This is a genomic window from Amycolatopsis sp. MtRt-6, from assembly GCF_017308975.1.
In the GTDB taxonomy this organism is placed as follows: Bacteria; Actinomycetota; Actinomycetes; order Mycobacteriales; family Pseudonocardiaceae; genus Amycolatopsis.
The window spans coordinates 104,318-120,226 of record NZ_JADWPD010000011.1; the positions used below are offsets into that span (position 1 = coordinate 104,318).

The following is a 15,909-nucleotide window of genomic DNA, read 5'->3' on the forward strand; positions in this document are numbered from 1 at the left end:
CCGTCGGCCGGTCCAGGACGCCGCGTACCGTGTCGTTGATGGCTCCGTGCGGGGCCGGACGATCTCGTGACCGTCCACAGTTTCGGTCTTCGGGGCCGTCACCGGAGGAGTTCTCGAGTTCGACCCCGATCACGCTGTCCGACGCGGCCGGGAAGCGGAAGCTGATGTCGGTCTCCGGACCTGCCTGCGCGGGGCAGGGTGAATCATCTCCGTCGCCGTGGTCCTCCGGCTTCCGGCCAAGGTGGCTCGCCACCTTGCTCAGCAGGGTCTCGTTGAGTTCTGGGACAAAGTCATGCCGGACCTGGCGACCACAGCTCCTTGATCAGGAACTACGAAGAAGGTAACGGGGGGCAGTGGTCGGCGGGGCGCCCGCACAGCGGGTGGAGGATATCGCGATGCTCAAGCTGGATCACCCGGTCAACGTGCAGCCGATCCAGTTCGCCGGACACGCAGGCCGCCCCGGGGACCCGGTGACGCTCTATGGCTGGGGCGCCGACAAGCCCGACGGGGACACCAGCGACCTGCCGAAGCGGCTTCAACAACTGCACACGACGGTGCCGGCACCGGACCAGTGCGCCGACGCGCAGCAGTCCGCCGGGGAGATTTGCCACGACAACCCGCACGGCACCGACGGCCCCGGCGGCGGGGACTCCGGCGGCCCCGCCGCCGTGGTGGACGGAGTGCCGCAACTGGTCGGCACCTGCAGCCGCGCCGCCGACGAGTACCTGGGCGTCTCGCCGACCGCCTACACCAGTTCGCCGGACTTCCGGACCTAGATCTACGACACGGCTCGCGGCGTGTCTGCGGGCGTGTAGTGCACGTGCGCCGCGCCCGGGCCTGGTGGTGCGCTGTGAGGCAGCAAGCGTGCGGGCCTCCGACGCGAACAGCGAGTCGATCATGGTGTTTCCGCTCCGCTTGCACGGTGTGGAGTGAGCGTGATCGCGCCGTCGGCCTCTCGAACGATCCAGACGATGCGGGTCATGCGCAGGCCGAAGGCAATGGGGAACGAATTTGAGTGGGTAGTATGCGCAAAAGATGGGTATGCGGGAGGGCGGTGACACGGTGGATCGGAATGCCGGATTTGGCCGGGGTTTCGCATTCGTCGGCCGCCGTCACGAACTAGGGCAGCTGGTCGACGCCGTCCGGCGCGCGCCGGCCGTGGTCGTGGTCGAAGGCGATGCCGGCATGGGTAAGTCCCGGCTGGTGCGTGAGGCCATCACGATCCTGGAGCGGGAGGGGTGGCGGGTGGTGACCGGCTTCTGCCACCCGCTGCGCGAGCCGTTACCCTACGGGCCGGTGGTGGAAGCGCTGCGCAAGGTCGGCCCCTGGCTGCCGGGTGCCGAGCTGCCGCCCACAGCCGGTGCGCTGGCACCGCTGCTCCCGGACCTCGCCGGCCTGCTGCCGCCCGCACCGTCGACACCGGACGATCCGGGCGTCGCCCGGCACCAGCTGATCCAGGCCGTGCGGTCGGTGCTCGCCTCGCTCGGCCGGGTGATTGTGGTCGTCGAGGACCTGCACTGGGTCGACGACGCCACCCGCGAGCTGCTCCTGATGCTGGCCCGCGACCTGCCCGGCCACCTCGCCCTGGTGCTGACCTGGCGCGCCGAGGACCGGTCCTGTGTGCTCGGTGGCGCCTGCCGCCCCACGGTGATCCGGCTGGCGCCGCTGACCGAGACCGACGTCGCCGAGCTGGCCGGGGCCGTGCTCGGTGCCAGGGCCACGCCGGAGCTCTGTGCTGTGCTGCACCGCCGCAGCGAGGGGTTGCCGCTGGTCGCCGAGGAAGATCTGCTGACCTTCCGCCACCAGGAGCGGCAGGACGCCGCCGCGCTGGAGCACGCCGACGTGCCACTGGGACTGCGTGCGGCGGTCACCGAGCGGCTCGTCGCCCTGTCACCGGCCGGGGCGGCGGTGGTCGAAGCGGCGGCCGTGCTCGCCGTCCCCGCCACCGAAGCCCTGCTGGCGGAGATCGCCGGGCTGGATCCCGAGCAGGGCGCTCAGGGCATCATCGACGTACTGGACGCCGCCGTGCTGAGGGAGGTCGGCACGGGCCGATACGGCTTCCGGCACGTGCTGGCGCAGCAGGTCGCCTACCGGCACATCCCCGGCCCGCGTCGCATCCGCCTGCACCGGCGGGCCGTCGAGGTGTTCGAGACCCACGATCCGGCGCCGCTGGTGCAGGTCGCGCACCACACGCTCGCCGCGGGTGACCACGAAACCTGGCTCGTGCGCGTGGAACAAGCGGCCGACCAGGCCGTGGCGCTCGGTGACACCGGCACCACCGCCACCCTCCTGCGCCAGATCCTGAACCGGCAGGACATCGGCGCCGACCGGCGGTCCAGGGCCGCGCTCGGGCTCGCCAGAATTGCCAGTGCCGGCGTCGACTACGCCGCGACCGCCTCCGTGCTCACCGCCGTGCTCGCCGACTACCGGCTGCCGGAGGAGATCCGCGGCGAGATCCGCCTCGGTCTGGGGCTGATCATGCTCAACCTTGCGGGCGACCCGGCGGGTTTTTGCGAGCTCGAACGCGCCGTCGACGAGCTGGGCACGCTCCCGCACAAAGCGGCCAGAGCCATGATCGCGCTGGCACTGAACGAGTACGACGGTGCCGCCGCGCACGCGTGGGAGTGGCTCGACCGGGCCGAGCAGGCCGTGCGTGACAGCACTGACGAGCTGGCCCGGACAGATGTCCAGGTCACCCGGCTCATGCTGATGGCCAGGGCCGGCGATCCGGCCGTGTGGCCGCTGGTGGACCGGCTGCCACGCCGGGACGCGGCCGAGCCCGTGCTGCGTCGGATGTGCCAAGCGCTGTACAACCTCAGCGAGGCGGCCCTCCAGCTCGGCCACGACCGGCGCGCCCGCGCCCTGATGCTGGAGAGCCAGGACCTGGCTGCCCGCACGGAGAACGCCCCGCTCGAGTGCCTCACTCGGGTCAGGCTGCTGCGCGCGGACTGGCTGGCGGGTCGCTGGGCCGGTCTGGACGAGCAGTACGACGTGCTGTGCCGGACCTATCCCGACGTCCGGCAGGCCGACCTCGACCGCGCCCTGTATCGGGGGCATCTTGCGCTCGCCCAGGGCAAACATTCCCAGGCGCTTGAGCACTTCGCCGCCGCCGGGCGTGGACGTGAGACGTCCGAGGCGGACGTGAGCATGAGCATCGCCGCCGGCCTCACCGCGGTGCGACTCGCACAGAAGGACCCGCGGGCGGCATGGGCGAGCGCCGAACCAGCGGTGACCATGCTGCGCCGGCTCGGCAGCTGGACGCGAACCACGGGCCTGGTCCCGGTCGCGGTCGAAGCCGCACTGGCCGATGGACACCGCGAGGAAGCCGAGCGGCTCGTGGCCGATGCCGCACGCGGGGCACGGGGCCGGGACGCTCCCGCTGCCACGGCCGAACTGGAGCTCGCCACCGGACTGCTCGTGCGGGACAGCGCACCGGCCACCGCCGCCGAGCACTTCGCCGCGGCCCGCGCCGCATGGCAGGACATCGGCAGGCCCTACCACGCAGCACAGGCCGCGGAACACCTCGCGAACGCCTTGGCGCCCTCCCATCCCGAGGACGCGGCCACGCATCTCACCGACGCCGCGCGTGTCCACACCGGACTCGGCGCGATCGCGGATGCCTTGCGCTGCCAGCACACTCTGCGTGCGCTGGGGGTCGAGGAATCAGGCCGGCGCGGACGCCGGGGGTACGGCGACGAGCTGTCACCCCGCGAGCTGGAGGTCGCCGAACTCCTCAGCCGCAGTGCCACCAACTCCGACATCGCCGAGACCCTGTTCCTCTCGCCCCGCACGGTCGAGAAACACGTGGCCCGGATCCTGGCGAAGCTGGGCACGGACCGCAAGGGCGTCCGCACCACTCTGTCCCGTCCGGACGGCCCCGCCCGCACCTGAATGGTCCAGTTCGTTGCTCGCCTTGGCGACATGGCCGGCAGGGCTGCTGGCCGCGACGGCGACGGCCCCGCGTGTCCCGCCTATCGATCAGGCGGAGTTGTTGAGATCGATGGTATGCAACTGGAACGAGAGCACGCTCAGCCCGCGGACGTTCGGCGTCGCCGCCGGCACCAACTCGCCGATCTGGTTGCGCGTCGCTGGACTCGACCGCACGCGCCACGCCCAGCAGTACGCGAACCGGACTCGCGTGATTCACCCGAGTCCGGTTCACCTTCCATTGTGCCTCGCATGCTCCGCGAGGTCTTCAGTGGCCCGAGGGGTTCGGATTTTCGTTGACGCCGCTCACGGAGCGGACCTGGGAGTGCCGCGGATCCGGTAGGCGGACTGCGTCGTGGCGCCGGCGGGGAGCCACCAGGACAGCCGTGGCCGGGCGAGACTGGTGCCCAGCGGGTTTTCGAGGTGCTCGACGCGCAGGTGAGTGGGTGCGGTCACTGGTGGGTTCCGCCGTCGACGCGGATTTCGGTGCCGGTGATGAACGACCCGTCTTCGGAGGCGAGCATGGCGATCACACCGGTGACGGACTCGGGCGGGGCGAAGCCTTCGCCGATGGCCGGCTGGAGCTTGCCGAACAGCTGCCAGTCGACGTCTTCGGGCAGGTGCTGGATCGTGGTTTCGGTGATGCCGCTGCGGATGCTGCCGGGGGCGACGCACACCGCACGCAGGCCTTGCTTGGAGTACTCCTGCGCGATGGCGTGGGTGAACGACTGAATGCCGCCCTTGCTGGCCGGCGCGGGTGACCAGGAACGTGCCGGTCAGGTTGACCTCGATGATCCGGTTCCACATCTCGAGCTCGCACTCGTGGGTGTGAGCGCCGCGGAGGATGCCCGCGGCGTTGACGAGCACGTCGAGGCCACCAAGCAGGTCGATGCTCTCCGCGACGACGGTCTTGACCGCCGCCTCGTCCGAGATGTCGAGCACGCGGGCGGTCAGCCGGTCGCTGTCGGCGCGGTCAGTGGTCTCCTTGAGGCCGCTTTCGGCGACGTCCACCGCAACGACGTGCGCGCCCTCGGAGAGAAGGCGCAAGACGGTCGCCTGGCCGATCGCGTCGAGGACGGTGTCGACGCGGGTCGGGTTGACGTGCGAGCTGCCGCCACCCTGGAACCGTGCCTCCACGGCGAACTCGCCGATGACGGCGACCCGGGTTTCGGGGGTGCCGGTCGCGGGCGTGACCCGTTCGGTGAGGGCGAGCACCCGCTGCACGCTGCGGTCCACCACCGCTTCGTCGAGTTCACCGCGCTGCACCGCCGCCATGATCTCGGCGTCGGTGACCCCACCGCTGCCCGGCATTTCGAGACCGGCTTCCAGGGCGGCGACCCGGTCGCTGACGGCCCCCAGTCGGAGACGACGGCGCCCTCGAACCCCACTCGTCGCGCAGGACCTGGGTGAGCAGCTCTTCCGCACTCTCCAGCAACACCACAGCACCGCACCTGCAATCCCTATGACGCCACATAGCAGCGTCATAGGGACACCCCTCGCCGACAAGCACGCCTGGAACAGCGCCACGCCTCGGCGTCCGTAGCGCGGTCTCTGGCGCGGCGGCCGGTAGACAAGGTACTCGATCGCGGAGCGTACGCGGCAGGCCGCCGCCGTGATCGGGACGACCTCCTACAGGTGTCGGAGAACTCCTCGGCAAGCTTCGGCAGCGACCTGAAGCCGGTCGTGTGACGGGTCGTGACACTGCAAGGACGACCGGTGGGAAGGAAGTCGAGCATGCGCGCGGACGTCGTGGTGATCGGGGCGGGGGTGGTGGGCGCGTCGGTCGCCTTCGAGTTGGCCAAGGCCGGATACGGCGTGGTCGTCGTGGACAAGGCGGCCGGTGTCGGGCACGGCTCGACCAGCGCGTCGAGCGCGGTGGTGCGCTTCAACTTCTCGACCGCGGCCGGTGTCGACGCCGCCTGGGAGTCGCGGGCCTGCTGGGAGAGCTGGGCGGATCACCTCGAGCTGCCGGCCGGCCACGACCTCGCCCGGTATGTCCGGACCGGGCTGGCGATGCTCGACGTCGACCTCGCGCCGCGGAAGACCTACCTCCCCCTGTTCGACGCGGCCGGGATCCCTTATGAGGAATGGGATTCGGCCACGCTGGCCGCGCGGGTGCCGGGGATCGACGTCGGCAAGTACTGGCCGCCCAAACGCGTCGACGACGACGCTTTCTGGAAGGACGCCGAGGCGACGCTGGGCGCGGTGTACACGCCCGACGGTGGTTACGTGAACGATCCGCAGCTCGCCGCGCGGAACCTCGCGGACGCGGCCGCCACGCGCGGCGCCGAGTTCCGGCTGGGCCGCGAGGTCGTCGGCATCGACCGGGGCGAGCGGGTCACCGGTGTCCGGCTCGCCGGCGGGGAACGGCTCGCGTGCGCCATCGTGGTGAACGCGGCCGGGCCGTGGTCGAGCCGGGTGAACGCGCTCGCCGGGGTCGGCGGGGACTTCACCGTGGGGCTGCGGCCGATGCGGCAGGAGGTGCACCACGTGCCGGCGCCGGAGCCGTTGCGCACCAAGGGGATCTGCTTCGCCGACATGGATCTCGGCACCTACGTCCGCCCCGAGACCGGCGGCGGTCTCCTGGTGGGCGGGACCGAGCCGGAGTGCGACCCGGTGCAGTGGCTCGACGACCCGGACGCGCTGAACCCGAACCCGACGCAAGCGGTGTTCGACGCGCAGGTGACCCGGGCCGCGCGGCGGCTGCCGGAGCTGGCGGTGCCGAACCGGGCCAGGGGAGTGGCCGGTGTCTACGACGTCGCCGACGACTGGACGCCGATCTACGACCAGAGCGATCTCCCCGGGTTCTACGTGGCGATCGGGACCAGTGGCAACCAGTTCAAGAACGCGCCGGTCGTGGGCCGGTTCCTCGCCGCGATCGTCGAGCAGGTCGAGAACGGCCGCAGCCACGACGAGTTCCCGGTGCGGTTCCACGCCCCGCACACCGGCGCGGAGATCGATCTGGCGGCTTTCTCACGCCGGCGGCCGCTCAACTCCGGCAGTTCCGGCACGGTGATGGGTTAGAGCGCGAAGACCGGCGTGAACGACGGGTCGGTGAGCGCCGGCCGGTCGGCTGCGAAGGGGGCGATCGGGTAGCGGGACCGGCCCGCGACGACGAGTTCGGAGAGGATCTCCCCGAACAGTCCGGCGAACTTCCCGGCGTGTCCGGCGCCGATCCCGACGACGACCCGGGGGTGGCCGGGCATGGTGTCGAGGACGAAGTTGCGGTCCGGGGGCATGTCGTAGACGCACGTCTTGCTGTACAGCTCGAACCCGGCCGCATCCGGCAGCCGCTCGCGCAAAAACCCTTCCAGCAAAGCGGTTTCCTCGGGTACGGGGTCGAACGACCGGGTCGACGTGGTGACGAACCGGCCGGACATGTCGCGGGCGATCTTGACCGCGACCTCGCCGTGGATCGGGAAACCGTAGAACAGCGTCGGACCGTACCAGCCCCACACCGGGAACACGTCGGGAGTGAACTGCCGCAGTGCCTTGGGGACGAAGTAGGCGACCTGTTCCTGGCTGACGGTGGTCCGCCAGGTCTGGCCGGCCCCGGCGAGGACCGAGTCGGTCCAGGCTCCGGCCGTGACGACCACATGCCGGGCCAGCAGCGAACCGGAGCCGGTGTGGACCCGCACGGCGTCGTCGAGGCTTTCGAGGCGGGTCACGGTGGTGCGCGGCCGGAACGTCACGCCGGACGCGGCGGCGAGCGCGCGGTGGGTCTGCCCGGCCTTGCCGATGTCGACGAGTCCCATGTCGGGCTGGAAGGTCACCGTGGCGGGCTCGTCCACCCGGAACTGCGGATACCGCTCGGCGAGCAGGGCGTTGTCGCCCGCCTCGAAAGGGTGGCCCTGGTCGGCGAGGATCTTCCGGTACCGGCCGATCATCTCTTCGCCGACGGTTCCGCGCAGCCCGATCTCGACGCCGCCGGTCCGCAGCAGGACGGCTTGGCCGCTCTCCGTCGCGAGCCGGTCCCAGTTGTCGTACGCCGCCTGGGTCAGGCGGCCGTAGGCGTTGTCGTGGTAGCTGTGCCGGATGGCTCGCGAATGGTCCTGCGAGGCGCCGTTGCCGTGGCCGAGGTCGAACTGTTCGAGCACGACGACGTCGGTCTGGCCGCGCTCGGCGAGCCAGTAGGCCGCGGCGCTGCCGAGGGCACCGGCTCCGATGACGACGGTCTGCGCGTCCGCTGTGGTCATCGCCTGACCCTAGGCCGACGGCGTCGCGTGCCGACTCGGGCGATCGTCGGGGTCCGGGGCGGCGCCGTGCGACAGATGTCGGATCGACACGAGGTCGGCGAACGTCAGGGCCATGTGCAGGCGCAGGCGGTCGTCGCCGCGGGCGAGGTCGAGGCCCAGGAGGCGTTCGGCGTTGGCGAGCCGCCAGTAGAGCGTCGTGCGGTGGATGTGCAACGCGGTCGCCGTCTTCTGGGCGTTCGCGCCGTGGTCCAGGTACGCGCGGATGGTGGACTCGTACATTTCGTGGCTGCCGTCCCAGAGCGCCGACACGCCGGGGCAGAGCCGCTCCAGGCCGTCCGCGGTCCGCGCCAGGTGCTGAAAAGCGGCGTACGGACCGAGATCGGCCCAGTCGGCCAGGCCGTCGAAGGTCGTGACGGCTTCGGCGACCTCCGCGGCGTATCGCGCGTCCGCACCGGCGTCCCGGACCAGCCCGAGGGATCCGACGCCGCCGCGGAGGCCGATGACGGACCCGGGCGCGGCCGACCGCAGGGCGCGGACCACGAGGTCACGCCGGGATTCGCGGGTGATCAGCACGAGCTCGGTGCGGGCGGAGCCGCACACCACGGTCCGCCGTCCCGCCCGGCGCCGCACGTCGCCCGCCAGCCGGCGGAGGTCTCCGGGCGCGCGGACCACCCCGACGACGTAGGGTGCGGTGCCGTCGAGGACGTCACGCATCCGCTCGGCAGCGCGTTCGCGCACCCCGGCGTCGGGTCGCAGAAGGTCGTCGACCAAACGGCGCGTCGACTCCGTCTCCTCGGTTTCCTGCGCGAGCCGTTCGCCGAGCAGCCCGCCCACCTCCGCCGCGCACGTGACCGCCTCGCCGACCTGCTCCTCGGTGAGAGCGGGATTGTCGATGAGCCACAGGTAGCCGACGTGGTATCCCTTGTCCACCAAAGGAATCGCCAGCCGGGGGAGCGTGCCGAGCTCGGCGTTGGCCGGGATGCGGACCGGGCCGCGGGCCTGGCTGAGCCCGTGTTCGGTGATCATCGCCCGGATCGGGTCGCTCGTGCGCCGCTGGAGCACGGCGTCGATCCGCGACTGGTCGACCTGGCCCAGCTGGGCGCTGACGGCGAGCGGGCGCAGCGCCGGGTCGTCGACGATGACCGACCGCCCGAGGCGCTCGGCCAGCTGTTCGACGACGAGTTGCAGGCCGTCTTCCAGCATGTTCGCTCCTCACTCCTACATCTGTCGAAGCTACGACAGCGGCGGGCGGGTGGCCAGCCGGGCGCCGTCACGAAACCGTCTCGGCGCGCGCTCCTACATCTGTCGATGCCGGGGGCGGTAACTCCCGACTTCTGCCGGACGTGCGTGAATTCGCGCCCTGCCTACCGTTTCCGGGTCGTCCACAGAACGGGAGACACCGTGTCCACCACCCGAGATTCCGTCCTCATGCCGACGCTGGGCAGCCACTACTACACCGACGACGCGGTGTTCGAGGCGGAGAACGAGCTGATCTTCGAGAGCCAGTGGTACTACGTCGGCCGCGCCGACGAGATCCCGGCGCCCGGCCGGTTCCTCCGCCGCCGGGTCGGCCGCGAGACCGTCCTGCTGGTGCGCGGGCGCGACCAGGTGATCCGCGGGTTCCTCAACGTCTGCCGGCATCGCGGGGCGCAGCTGTGCCTCACCGAAACGGGAGATACCGGCAAGGCGATCCGGTGCCCGTACCACGCGTGGACGTACGGGCTGGACGGCCGGCTGATCACCGCGCCGAACTGGCAGGCCATGGACAGCCTCGACCGGGACGGGTACGGCCTGCACGACGTGCACGTCGAGCAGTGGGAAGGCCTGCTGTGGGTCAGCCTCGCCGAGCGGCCCGAGCCCCTGCGTGACCAGCTGCGTCCGCAGATCGAGGCCCGGCTGGCCGACTACGCGAAGTTCGAGCGGTACGACCTGGGCGGGCTGAAGGTCGGCGGGCGCGTCGAGTACGACGTCGCGGCGAACTGGAAGCTCATCTACGAGAACTTCCAGGAGTGCTACCACTGCGGGACGATCCACCCCGAGCTGGTGCACACGATCCCGGAGTTCCAGTCCCCGGCCATGGGCACCGGCGGATACGACCCGACCGGGTACGCCATCGCGGCCGAACTGGACTCCTTCTCGCTCAGCGGCCGCACCGTGCTGCCGACGCTGCCCCACTTGCTGCCGGAGGACGACCGGCTCTACTACGGCATGGTCGTCCGGCCGAACTGCTTCATCTCCCTGGTGTCCGACCACGTCATCGTCCACCGGTTCGAGCCGCTCGCCCCGGACCGGACCAAGGCCGTCTGCGAGTGGCTGTTCCCGGCCGAGGTCGTCGACTCGGGCGACTACGACGTCAGCGACGCGATCGCGCTGTTCGGCAAGGTCAACGAGCAGGACTTCGCGGCCGCGCAGTGGTGTCAGCCGAACATGTCCTCGCGGGCCTACCGCGACGGCGGCGTGCTCGTGCCCAGTGAGCAGACCCAGATCGGCGTCTTCTACCGGTGGTACCTGGCTTCGCTCGGAGAAGTGGCATGACGCGGGCGGCCGTCTTCGCCGGGCGGGCGGCGGACATCCCCGAGGGCGCCGCCGTCGTCGTGGAACTCGACGCCCGGGTCGCGGTGTTCAACGTGGACGGCGAATTCTTCGCGGTCGAGGACCGGTGCAGCCACCAGGAAGCCTTCCTGTCCGAAGGCTTCGTCGACGGTCGCACGGTCGAATGCCCGCTCCACGCCTCCTGTTTCGACCTGCGGACCGGGCGTCCGTCCGGGCCGCCCGCCGTGCGTCCGGTCCGGACGTACCCGGTGGTCGTCCGGGACGGCTCCGTCTTCGTCACCCGGCCGGCGCCGTGATCGGCTCGGTCGCCGTCGTCGGCGCGTCCCTGGCCGGTACCGGCACGGCCCGCGCGCTGCGTGAACTCGGCTTCGACGGGCGCCTGGCCCTGATCGGCGCGGAGCCCCACCGGCCTTACGACCGGCCACCGCTGTCCAAGGACCTCTTGGCGGGCAAGGTGACCGCCGCGGACATCGCCCTCGACGAAGACCTCGACGTCGAATGGCGACTCGGCCGCAGGGCCGTGTCGCTGGTGCCCGGCGACCGCGCGGTCCGGCTCGACGACGGTTCGGACGTCCGCGCGGATGCCGTGGTCGTCGCGACCGGCGCGCGAGCCAGGAGCATCCCGGCGCCGCGCGGGGTGCACGTCCTGAGGACGCTGGAGGACGCCCGCCGGCTCGCCGCCGTGCTGCTGCCGGGTGCCCGCCTGGTCGTGGTCGGGGGCGGGTTCATCGGGTGCGAAGTCGCCGCGACCAGCCGCGGCCTCGGCGTCGAGGTGACCATCGTGGAAGCGGGGCCGGCGGTGCTCGCGCCGCTCGGACCGGCCGTGGCGGGCCGCCTGCTGCGGACCCACCGCGAACACGGCGTCCGGGTCGTCTGCGGGGCTCCGGTCTCGGCGATCACGCCGCACGCGGTGGTCCTCGGCGACGGGACCGAGCTGCCCGCCGACGTCGTGCTGGTCGCGGTGGGCGCGGTCCCGGAGACGGACTGGTTGCGGGGCTCCGGCGTCGCGCTCGCCGCGGACGGCGGAGTGGCCGCCGACCGGTACTGCCGCACAACGGTCCCGTCGGTGTTCACGGCCGGCGACGTCGCCACGGCCGAGTTCCCGTGCGGTCCGGCCAGGGTCGAGCACTGGACGAACGCCGTCGACCAGGCACAGGTCGCGGCCGCGGCGCTGCTCGGCTCGCCGGGCCCCGCGGTCGGGGACCGGCCGCCGTACTTCTGGTCCGACCAGTACGGGAGCCGGCTGCAGCTGGCGGGCCGCCCCGGTCCGGGCGACACGTTCCGCGTCGTCGAAGGGGAACTGGACGGCGAGAGCTTCGCCGGGGTCTACGAAGACGAAACCCGGGTGACGGCCGTCGCCGCGCTCGATCGGCCGAGAGCGTTCGGTGCGCTGCGTCGCCGGCTTCGACAGCTGTAGCAGCGCCGGCCACCAGGTTCCGACATCGGCACGACGTCCCGGCGGGTCCGGACTTGCCACGATTCCCGCACCCCACGCCAGAGCGGAGGGCATCATGCAGGACAGCACCCCAGCCCGGACGGCCGTCGACGCCGTCCAGACCACGCCCGGCGCGGTCCTGCGGCTGTCAGGCCTGACCAAGACCTTCCACCCGCACCGCCACGCGGAGGTTCCGGTGCTGCGCGGGGTCGACCTCGACGTCCGCCGCGGCGAAGTCGTCGCGATGATCGGCCCGAGCGGCTCGGGCAAGAGCACCGCGCTGCGGTGCACCAACCTGCTCGAACGCCCCGATGCCGGCTCGGTCCGGCTGGACGGCGACCTCGTCTTCGAGGCCGTCGACGGCGCTGCCACCGTGTGCCCGTCGGTGCGCGAGCTGCGGGAGCTGCGCCGCCGGATCGGGATGGTGTTCCAGGGATTCCACCTGTTCCCCACGATGTCCGTCCTGGACAACGTGACCATGCCGCAGGTCCGCAGCCTCGGCCGCAGCCGGGACGCGGCCGTGCGCCGGGCCCGCGAACTGCTCGAGTCGGTGGGCCTGGCGGACAAGGCCGGCGCGCGGCCGCTGACGCTGTCCGGCGGGCAGCAGCAGCGCGTCGCGATCGCCCGCGCACTCGCGCTCGACCCGGAGATCATGCTGTTCGACGAGCCGACCTCGGCGATCGACCCGGAGCTGCGGATCGAAGTCCTCCGCGTCATGCGCGGCCTCGCCGACGCCGGCATGACGATGATCGTCGTGACCCACGAGCTCGGCTTCGCGCGGCAGGTCGCCGACCGGATCGTGTTCTTCGACGCCGGCACCGTCCTCGAGTGCGGCCCGCCGGGCCAGGTGCTCGACGACCCGAGGCACGACCGGGTGCGGAACTTCCTGGCCGCGGTGGAAGGGACACTGGGATGATCGACTTCCTCGCCCGCGGCATCCTCGCGACCGTCCAGGTGACACTCGGCGCGTTCGCCGTCGCCGCGGTCCTCGGCGCCCTCGTCACGATCGCCCGGCGCAGCCCGCTCGCCGTGCTGCGGCTCGCCGGGGGAGCGTACGTGGCGGTGCTCCGGGGAGTTCCGCCGGTTGCCTGGCTGCTGTCCGTCTACTATGGACTGGGCAACGTGGTCGAGCTGCCGCCGATCGCGGCCGCCGTCGTGGCACTCGGGCTGGTCGGCGCCGCCTACATGGCGGAGATCTACCGGGCGGCGCTGGAGGCCGTGCCGCAGGGGCAGATCGACGCGGCTGACGCGCTCGCACTGACCACCTGGGACAAGTACCGGCGCGTGATGCTGCCGAACACGGCCGCTCTGCTGGCCGCGTCCACGGCGTCGTACGCGATCTCGTTGCTGAAGGACAGCTCGCTGGCCTCCCTGCTCGCCCTGTCGGAGCTGACCTTCCGGGCGAACCAGTACCGGCAGGCCCTCGGCGAGCCGATCCAGGTGTTCGCGGTGGCCGCGGCGTTCTACATCGTTCTGAGCGTCCTTGTCGCCGTGCCCGCGCGCCGGGTCGAACAGCGCATCCTGCAGGGGCGGTCATGACCGGCGTGCCGCACGACCTCGCGCTGCTTCTCCCGGGGTTCGTGACCACGCTCGGGCTGACCGCGCTGACCCTGGCGATGGGACTGCCCCTTGCGGTCGTCGCCGCCGTCTGCCTCCGCAGCGGCCGCCGCTGGGTGACGGTCCCCGTGATCGTCGTGATCGAAGTGCTCCGCGGCATGCCCGCGCTGGTCACCCTCTACTTCGTCTACTACGGACTACCCGCGGCAGATGTCGTCCTGACCGACACCTTGAGCATCTGTGTCGCGTTCGGGCTGACGTTCGTCGCCTACACGGCACCGATCCTGGCCGCGGCCATCGCCACCGTGCCCCACGCCCACGTCGAGGCGGGGGACGCGCTGGGGCTGCCCCGCTGGACCGTGCACACCAAGGTGGTGCTGCCGCAGGCGATCCGGGCCGCGGCGCCCCCGCTGATCTCCTGGACGGTGATCCTGTTCCAGGGTACTTCCCTGGCGAGCGTGGTCGGCGCGTCCGACCTGTTCGCCCGCGCGACGAGCCTGGGCGCGCAGCAGTTCGCCTACACCTACTACATCCTGCTCGCCGCCGTCTTCTACGCCGCGCTCAGCATCCCGTTCCTCGCGCTCGCGGCCCGGTTGCACCGGCGCCGTCCCGCTCTCTGAAAGGCAGACGCACCATGGCTCGACGCACGATGACCGCCGTGGCCGTCCTCGGCACCCTGTCGCTGGCCGCTTGCTCCGGTGCCGACGCCGGAACGTCGCCCGCCGTCGCCGCTGACTGCAAACCAGCTCACACTTTTCCGACGGTCAAGCCGAAGACGCTGACCGTCGGGGTGATCTCGTCGCTGCCGTACTCCGCGGTCAACCCGGTCTCCCAGAAGTGGGAAGGTATCGACGCCGAATTCGGAGCTGCCATCGCGGCCAAGGAATGCCTTACCGTGACCGCGGTCGCGGTCGGCGGCGCCGACGCGATCCAGAGCCTGAACGCGGGCAAGATCGACCTGCTGTCCGCGGGCGCCTACATCACCCCGGCGCGCGGCGAGGTCGTCGGGCAGACGGATCCGTTGTACTACCAGTACACCGTGACGGTGTCCGCGACGCCTGCCGCCACGATCGACGCCCTGCGCGGACGCCGGATCGGCGCACTGTCGGGCGCCGCGTACGTCGAACCGCTGCGTGCCGCACTCGGTGCCGGCCGCGTCCGCGAGTATCCGTCCACATCGGACCTGCTCGCCGACGTGAAGAACAACCGGGTGGAAGTCGCGGTCGCCGCGTCCGCCGAAGCGCGGTACCAGATCGACAAGTCCGGCTACTCGGGACTGCAGGTGACCCGCCTCGTGCCCGGTGCCGCGACGCCGGATCTGCGGCCGATCTACGGCGTCGACATGCCCTTCGCCAAGACCAACACCGAGTTCGGGAAGGCCCTGAACGCCGACATCGCGGCGCTGCGGGCGGACGGCACCACGCAGAAGATTCTGGCGAACTGGAAGCAGGACGACAGCTTGACCCTCAACGGGAAGTAGCTGCGAACATCGACGTATGATGGCCTATCTGCTGCTGGCGGCGGCCGTGCTCTGCGGCGTCGCGGGAACCGTGCTCGTCAAGCTTTCCCGGGGATTCCGCCGGTGGCGCCCGGCCCTCGGGTCACTTGTCGCGTACACCGGCGCCACCGTGCTGCTGGCCCGATTGCTGGAAGTGCTGCCGGTCGGTGTGGTCTATGCCGTGTGGAGCGGCGTCGCGGCCGTCGTGCTGCTCATCATCGACCGCGTGTTCTTCGGGGAACGGCTGACCTGGCGCCATGCACTCGGCGCCGGCCTGGTCGTCAGCGGCATCGCGCTGGTCCACGTCGGCGGCGCCCTGTGACGAAGGCACGGAGCCGGCTGCTCCTGGGACTGACGATCGCCGTCGAAGTCACCGCCACTTTGCTGCTGAAGGTCTCGGACGGCTTCGCCCGGCCACTGCCGTCGCTCGGCGCGCTCGCCGGCTACCTCGCCGCGGTGGTGCTGCTCGCCCGGACCGTCACGACGATTCCGGCGAGCATCGCCTACATCGTGTGGACCGGAACGGGATCCGCCCTGGTCGTCGTGGCGGGCGCGGTGCTGTTCTCGGAAGTCGTCACCGTCCCCGCACTCGCCGGAATCGTCCTGATCGTGTGCGGCGTGATCGTGCTCAACGCGCGGACGTAGCGTCAGCCAGCCGGGTTGTCGAGCACCGGTTGCGCCCCGGCAACTGCGTGCACCCTGCGGTGCTGCTTCGGTGGTCAACCCGCCCGGCAACTTCCACG

At 71.4% G+C, this 15,909-nt stretch carries 15 protein-coding genes and 1 pseudogene; 12 read left to right on the forward strand and 4 right to left on the reverse strand.

From position 1 onward, the window contains the following. The first annotated feature begins 395 nt into the window (after positions 1-395). Together I4Q55_RS20230 and I4Q55_RS20235 are read left to right on the forward strand one after the other, a co-directional pair. Positions 396-776 carry a trypsin-like serine protease gene (locus tag I4Q55_RS20230; RefSeq protein WP_242546364.1) on the forward strand — a complete coding sequence of 127 codons (381 nt, stop codon included), beginning with the start codon at positions 396-398 and terminating at the stop codon, positions 774-776. Between the two features lie 265 nt (positions 777-1,041). After that, positions 1,042-3,891: a LuxR family transcriptional regulator gene (locus I4Q55_RS20235; RefSeq protein WP_206789924.1), complete on the forward strand. Its 2,850-nt coding sequence runs from the start codon at positions 1,042-1,044 to the stop codon at positions 3,889-3,891. Between the two features lie 342 nt (positions 3,892-4,233). Here the strand turns inward: I4Q55_RS20235 and I4Q55_RS20240 are convergent, their stop codons facing one another. Together I4Q55_RS20240 and I4Q55_RS50595 are read right to left on the reverse strand one after the other, a co-directional pair. Next, positions 4,234-4,383 carry a hypothetical protein gene (locus I4Q55_RS20240; RefSeq protein WP_206789723.1) on the reverse strand — a complete coding sequence of 50 codons (150 nt, stop codon included), beginning with the start codon at positions 4,381-4,383 and terminating at the stop codon, positions 4,234-4,236. Next, a pseudogene (locus tag I4Q55_RS50595) lies at positions 4,380-5,412 on the reverse strand (SDR family oxidoreductase). Before I4Q55_RS50595 ends, I4Q55_RS20240 begins: the two are co-directional and overlap by 4 nt. A 231-nt stretch (positions 5,413-5,643) precedes the next feature. On the opposite strand from I4Q55_RS50595, the gene I4Q55_RS20250 reads away from it, so the two are divergent. Then, entirely contained in the window at positions 5,644-6,951 is a 1,308-nt protein-coding gene (locus tag I4Q55_RS20250) for an FAD-dependent oxidoreductase (RefSeq protein WP_307793261.1), read from the forward strand. On the opposite strand, the gene I4Q55_RS20255 is transcribed toward I4Q55_RS20250, so the two are convergent. Both I4Q55_RS20255 and I4Q55_RS20260 read right to left on the reverse strand, forming a co-directional pair. After that, complete coding sequence (locus tag I4Q55_RS20255) at positions 6,948-8,123, reverse strand: FAD-dependent oxidoreductase (RefSeq protein ID WP_206789724.1); 1,176 nt, start codon at positions 8,121-8,123, stop codon at positions 6,948-6,950. The genes I4Q55_RS20250 and I4Q55_RS20255 overlap by 4 nt on opposite strands. 9 nt (positions 8,124-8,132) lie before the next feature. After that, positions 8,133-9,326: a CdaR family transcriptional regulator gene (locus I4Q55_RS20260; RefSeq protein WP_206789725.1), complete on the reverse strand. Its 1,194-nt coding sequence runs from the start codon at positions 9,324-9,326 to the stop codon at positions 8,133-8,135. Positions 9,327-9,524: 198 nt separating this feature from the next. Here I4Q55_RS20260 and I4Q55_RS20265 point away from each other — a divergent pair, with 198 nt between their 5' ends. From I4Q55_RS20265 to I4Q55_RS20305, 9 genes are all read left to right on the forward strand, one after another. Then, positions 9,525-10,658, forward strand: coding sequence for an aromatic ring-hydroxylating dioxygenase subunit alpha (locus I4Q55_RS20265; protein ID WP_307793262.1), 1,134 nt, complete (start codon positions 9,525-9,527; stop codon positions 10,656-10,658). Further along, positions 10,655-10,972, forward strand: a complete 318-nt coding sequence (locus I4Q55_RS20270; protein ID WP_206789727.1) for a bifunctional 3-phenylpropionate/cinnamic acid dioxygenase ferredoxin subunit — start codon at positions 10,655-10,657, stop codon at positions 10,970-10,972. Before I4Q55_RS20265 ends, I4Q55_RS20270 begins: the two co-directional genes overlap by 4 nt. After that, positions 10,969-12,093, forward strand: a complete 1,125-nt coding sequence (locus I4Q55_RS20275) for an FAD-dependent oxidoreductase (protein ID WP_307793263.1) — start codon at positions 10,969-10,971, stop codon at positions 12,091-12,093. The genes I4Q55_RS20270 and I4Q55_RS20275 overlap by 4 nt, the downstream gene beginning before the upstream one ends. A 94-nt stretch (positions 12,094-12,187) precedes the next feature. After that, positions 12,188-13,027: an amino acid ABC transporter ATP-binding protein gene (locus I4Q55_RS20280; RefSeq protein WP_206789729.1), complete on the forward strand. Its 840-nt coding sequence runs from the start codon at positions 12,188-12,190 to the stop codon at positions 13,025-13,027. Next, positions 13,024-13,650 (forward strand): amino acid ABC transporter permease, encoded by a 627-nt coding sequence (locus tag I4Q55_RS20285; protein WP_206789730.1) that lies wholly within the window; start codon positions 13,024-13,026, stop codon positions 13,648-13,650. The genes I4Q55_RS20280 and I4Q55_RS20285 overlap by 4 nt, the downstream gene beginning before the upstream one ends. Further along, the gene (locus I4Q55_RS20290) at positions 13,647-14,288 is read left to right on the forward strand and encodes an amino acid ABC transporter permease (RefSeq protein WP_206789731.1); all 642 of its coding nucleotides are present in this window, start codon (positions 13,647-13,649) and stop codon (positions 14,286-14,288) included. The genes I4Q55_RS20285 and I4Q55_RS20290 overlap by 4 nt, the downstream gene beginning before the upstream one ends. 14 nt (positions 14,289-14,302) lie before the next feature. Next, positions 14,303-15,148 (forward strand): ABC transporter substrate-binding protein, encoded by an 846-nt coding sequence (locus I4Q55_RS20295; protein WP_206789732.1) that lies wholly within the window; start codon positions 14,303-14,305, stop codon positions 15,146-15,148. Between the two features lie 16 nt (positions 15,149-15,164). Then, on the forward strand, positions 15,165-15,488 hold the full coding sequence (locus I4Q55_RS20300; RefSeq protein WP_091314444.1) for a multidrug efflux SMR transporter: 324 nt from the start codon (positions 15,165-15,167) through the stop codon (positions 15,486-15,488). Continuing rightward, the gene (locus tag I4Q55_RS20305; protein WP_307793264.1) at positions 15,485-15,811 is read left to right on the forward strand and encodes a multidrug efflux SMR transporter; all 327 of its coding nucleotides are present in this window, start codon (positions 15,485-15,487) and stop codon (positions 15,809-15,811) included. The genes I4Q55_RS20300 and I4Q55_RS20305 overlap by 4 nt, the downstream gene beginning before the upstream one ends. Positions 15,812-15,909 lie beyond the last annotated feature (98 nt).

Bases quoted from the DNA above. Each gene is read 5' to 3' on its own strand.
- I4Q55_RS20230 (WP_242546364.1), top strand. From the start codon at position 396: ATGCTCAAGCTGGATCACCCGGTCAACGTGCAGCCGATCCAGTTCGCC.
- I4Q55_RS20235 (WP_206789924.1), top strand. From the start codon at position 1,042: ATGCGGGAGGGCGGTGACACGGTGGATCGGAATGCCGGATTTGGCCGG.
- I4Q55_RS20255 (WP_206789724.1), bottom strand. From the start codon at position 8,123: ATGACCACAGCGGACGCGCAGACCGTCGTCATCGGAGCCGGTGCCCTC.
- I4Q55_RS20260 (WP_206789725.1), bottom strand. From the start codon at position 9,326: ATGCTGGAAGACGGCCTGCAACTCGTCGTCGAACAGCTGGCCGAGCGC.
- I4Q55_RS20270 (WP_206789727.1), top strand. From the start codon at position 10,655: ATGACGCGGGCGGCCGTCTTCGCCGGGCGGGCGGCGGACATCCCCGAG.
- I4Q55_RS20280 (WP_206789729.1), top strand. From the start codon at position 12,188: ATGCAGGACAGCACCCCAGCCCGGACGGCCGTCGACGCCGTCCAGACC.
- I4Q55_RS20285 (WP_206789730.1), top strand. From the start codon at position 13,024: ATGATCGACTTCCTCGCCCGCGGCATCCTCGCGACCGTCCAGGTGACA.
- I4Q55_RS20290 (WP_206789731.1), top strand. From the start codon at position 13,647: ATGACCGGCGTGCCGCACGACCTCGCGCTGCTTCTCCCGGGGTTCGTG.
- I4Q55_RS20295 (WP_206789732.1), top strand. From the start codon at position 14,303: ATGGCTCGACGCACGATGACCGCCGTGGCCGTCCTCGGCACCCTGTCG.
- I4Q55_RS20300 (WP_091314444.1), top strand. From the start codon at position 15,165: ATGATGGCCTATCTGCTGCTGGCGGCGGCCGTGCTCTGCGGCGTCGCG.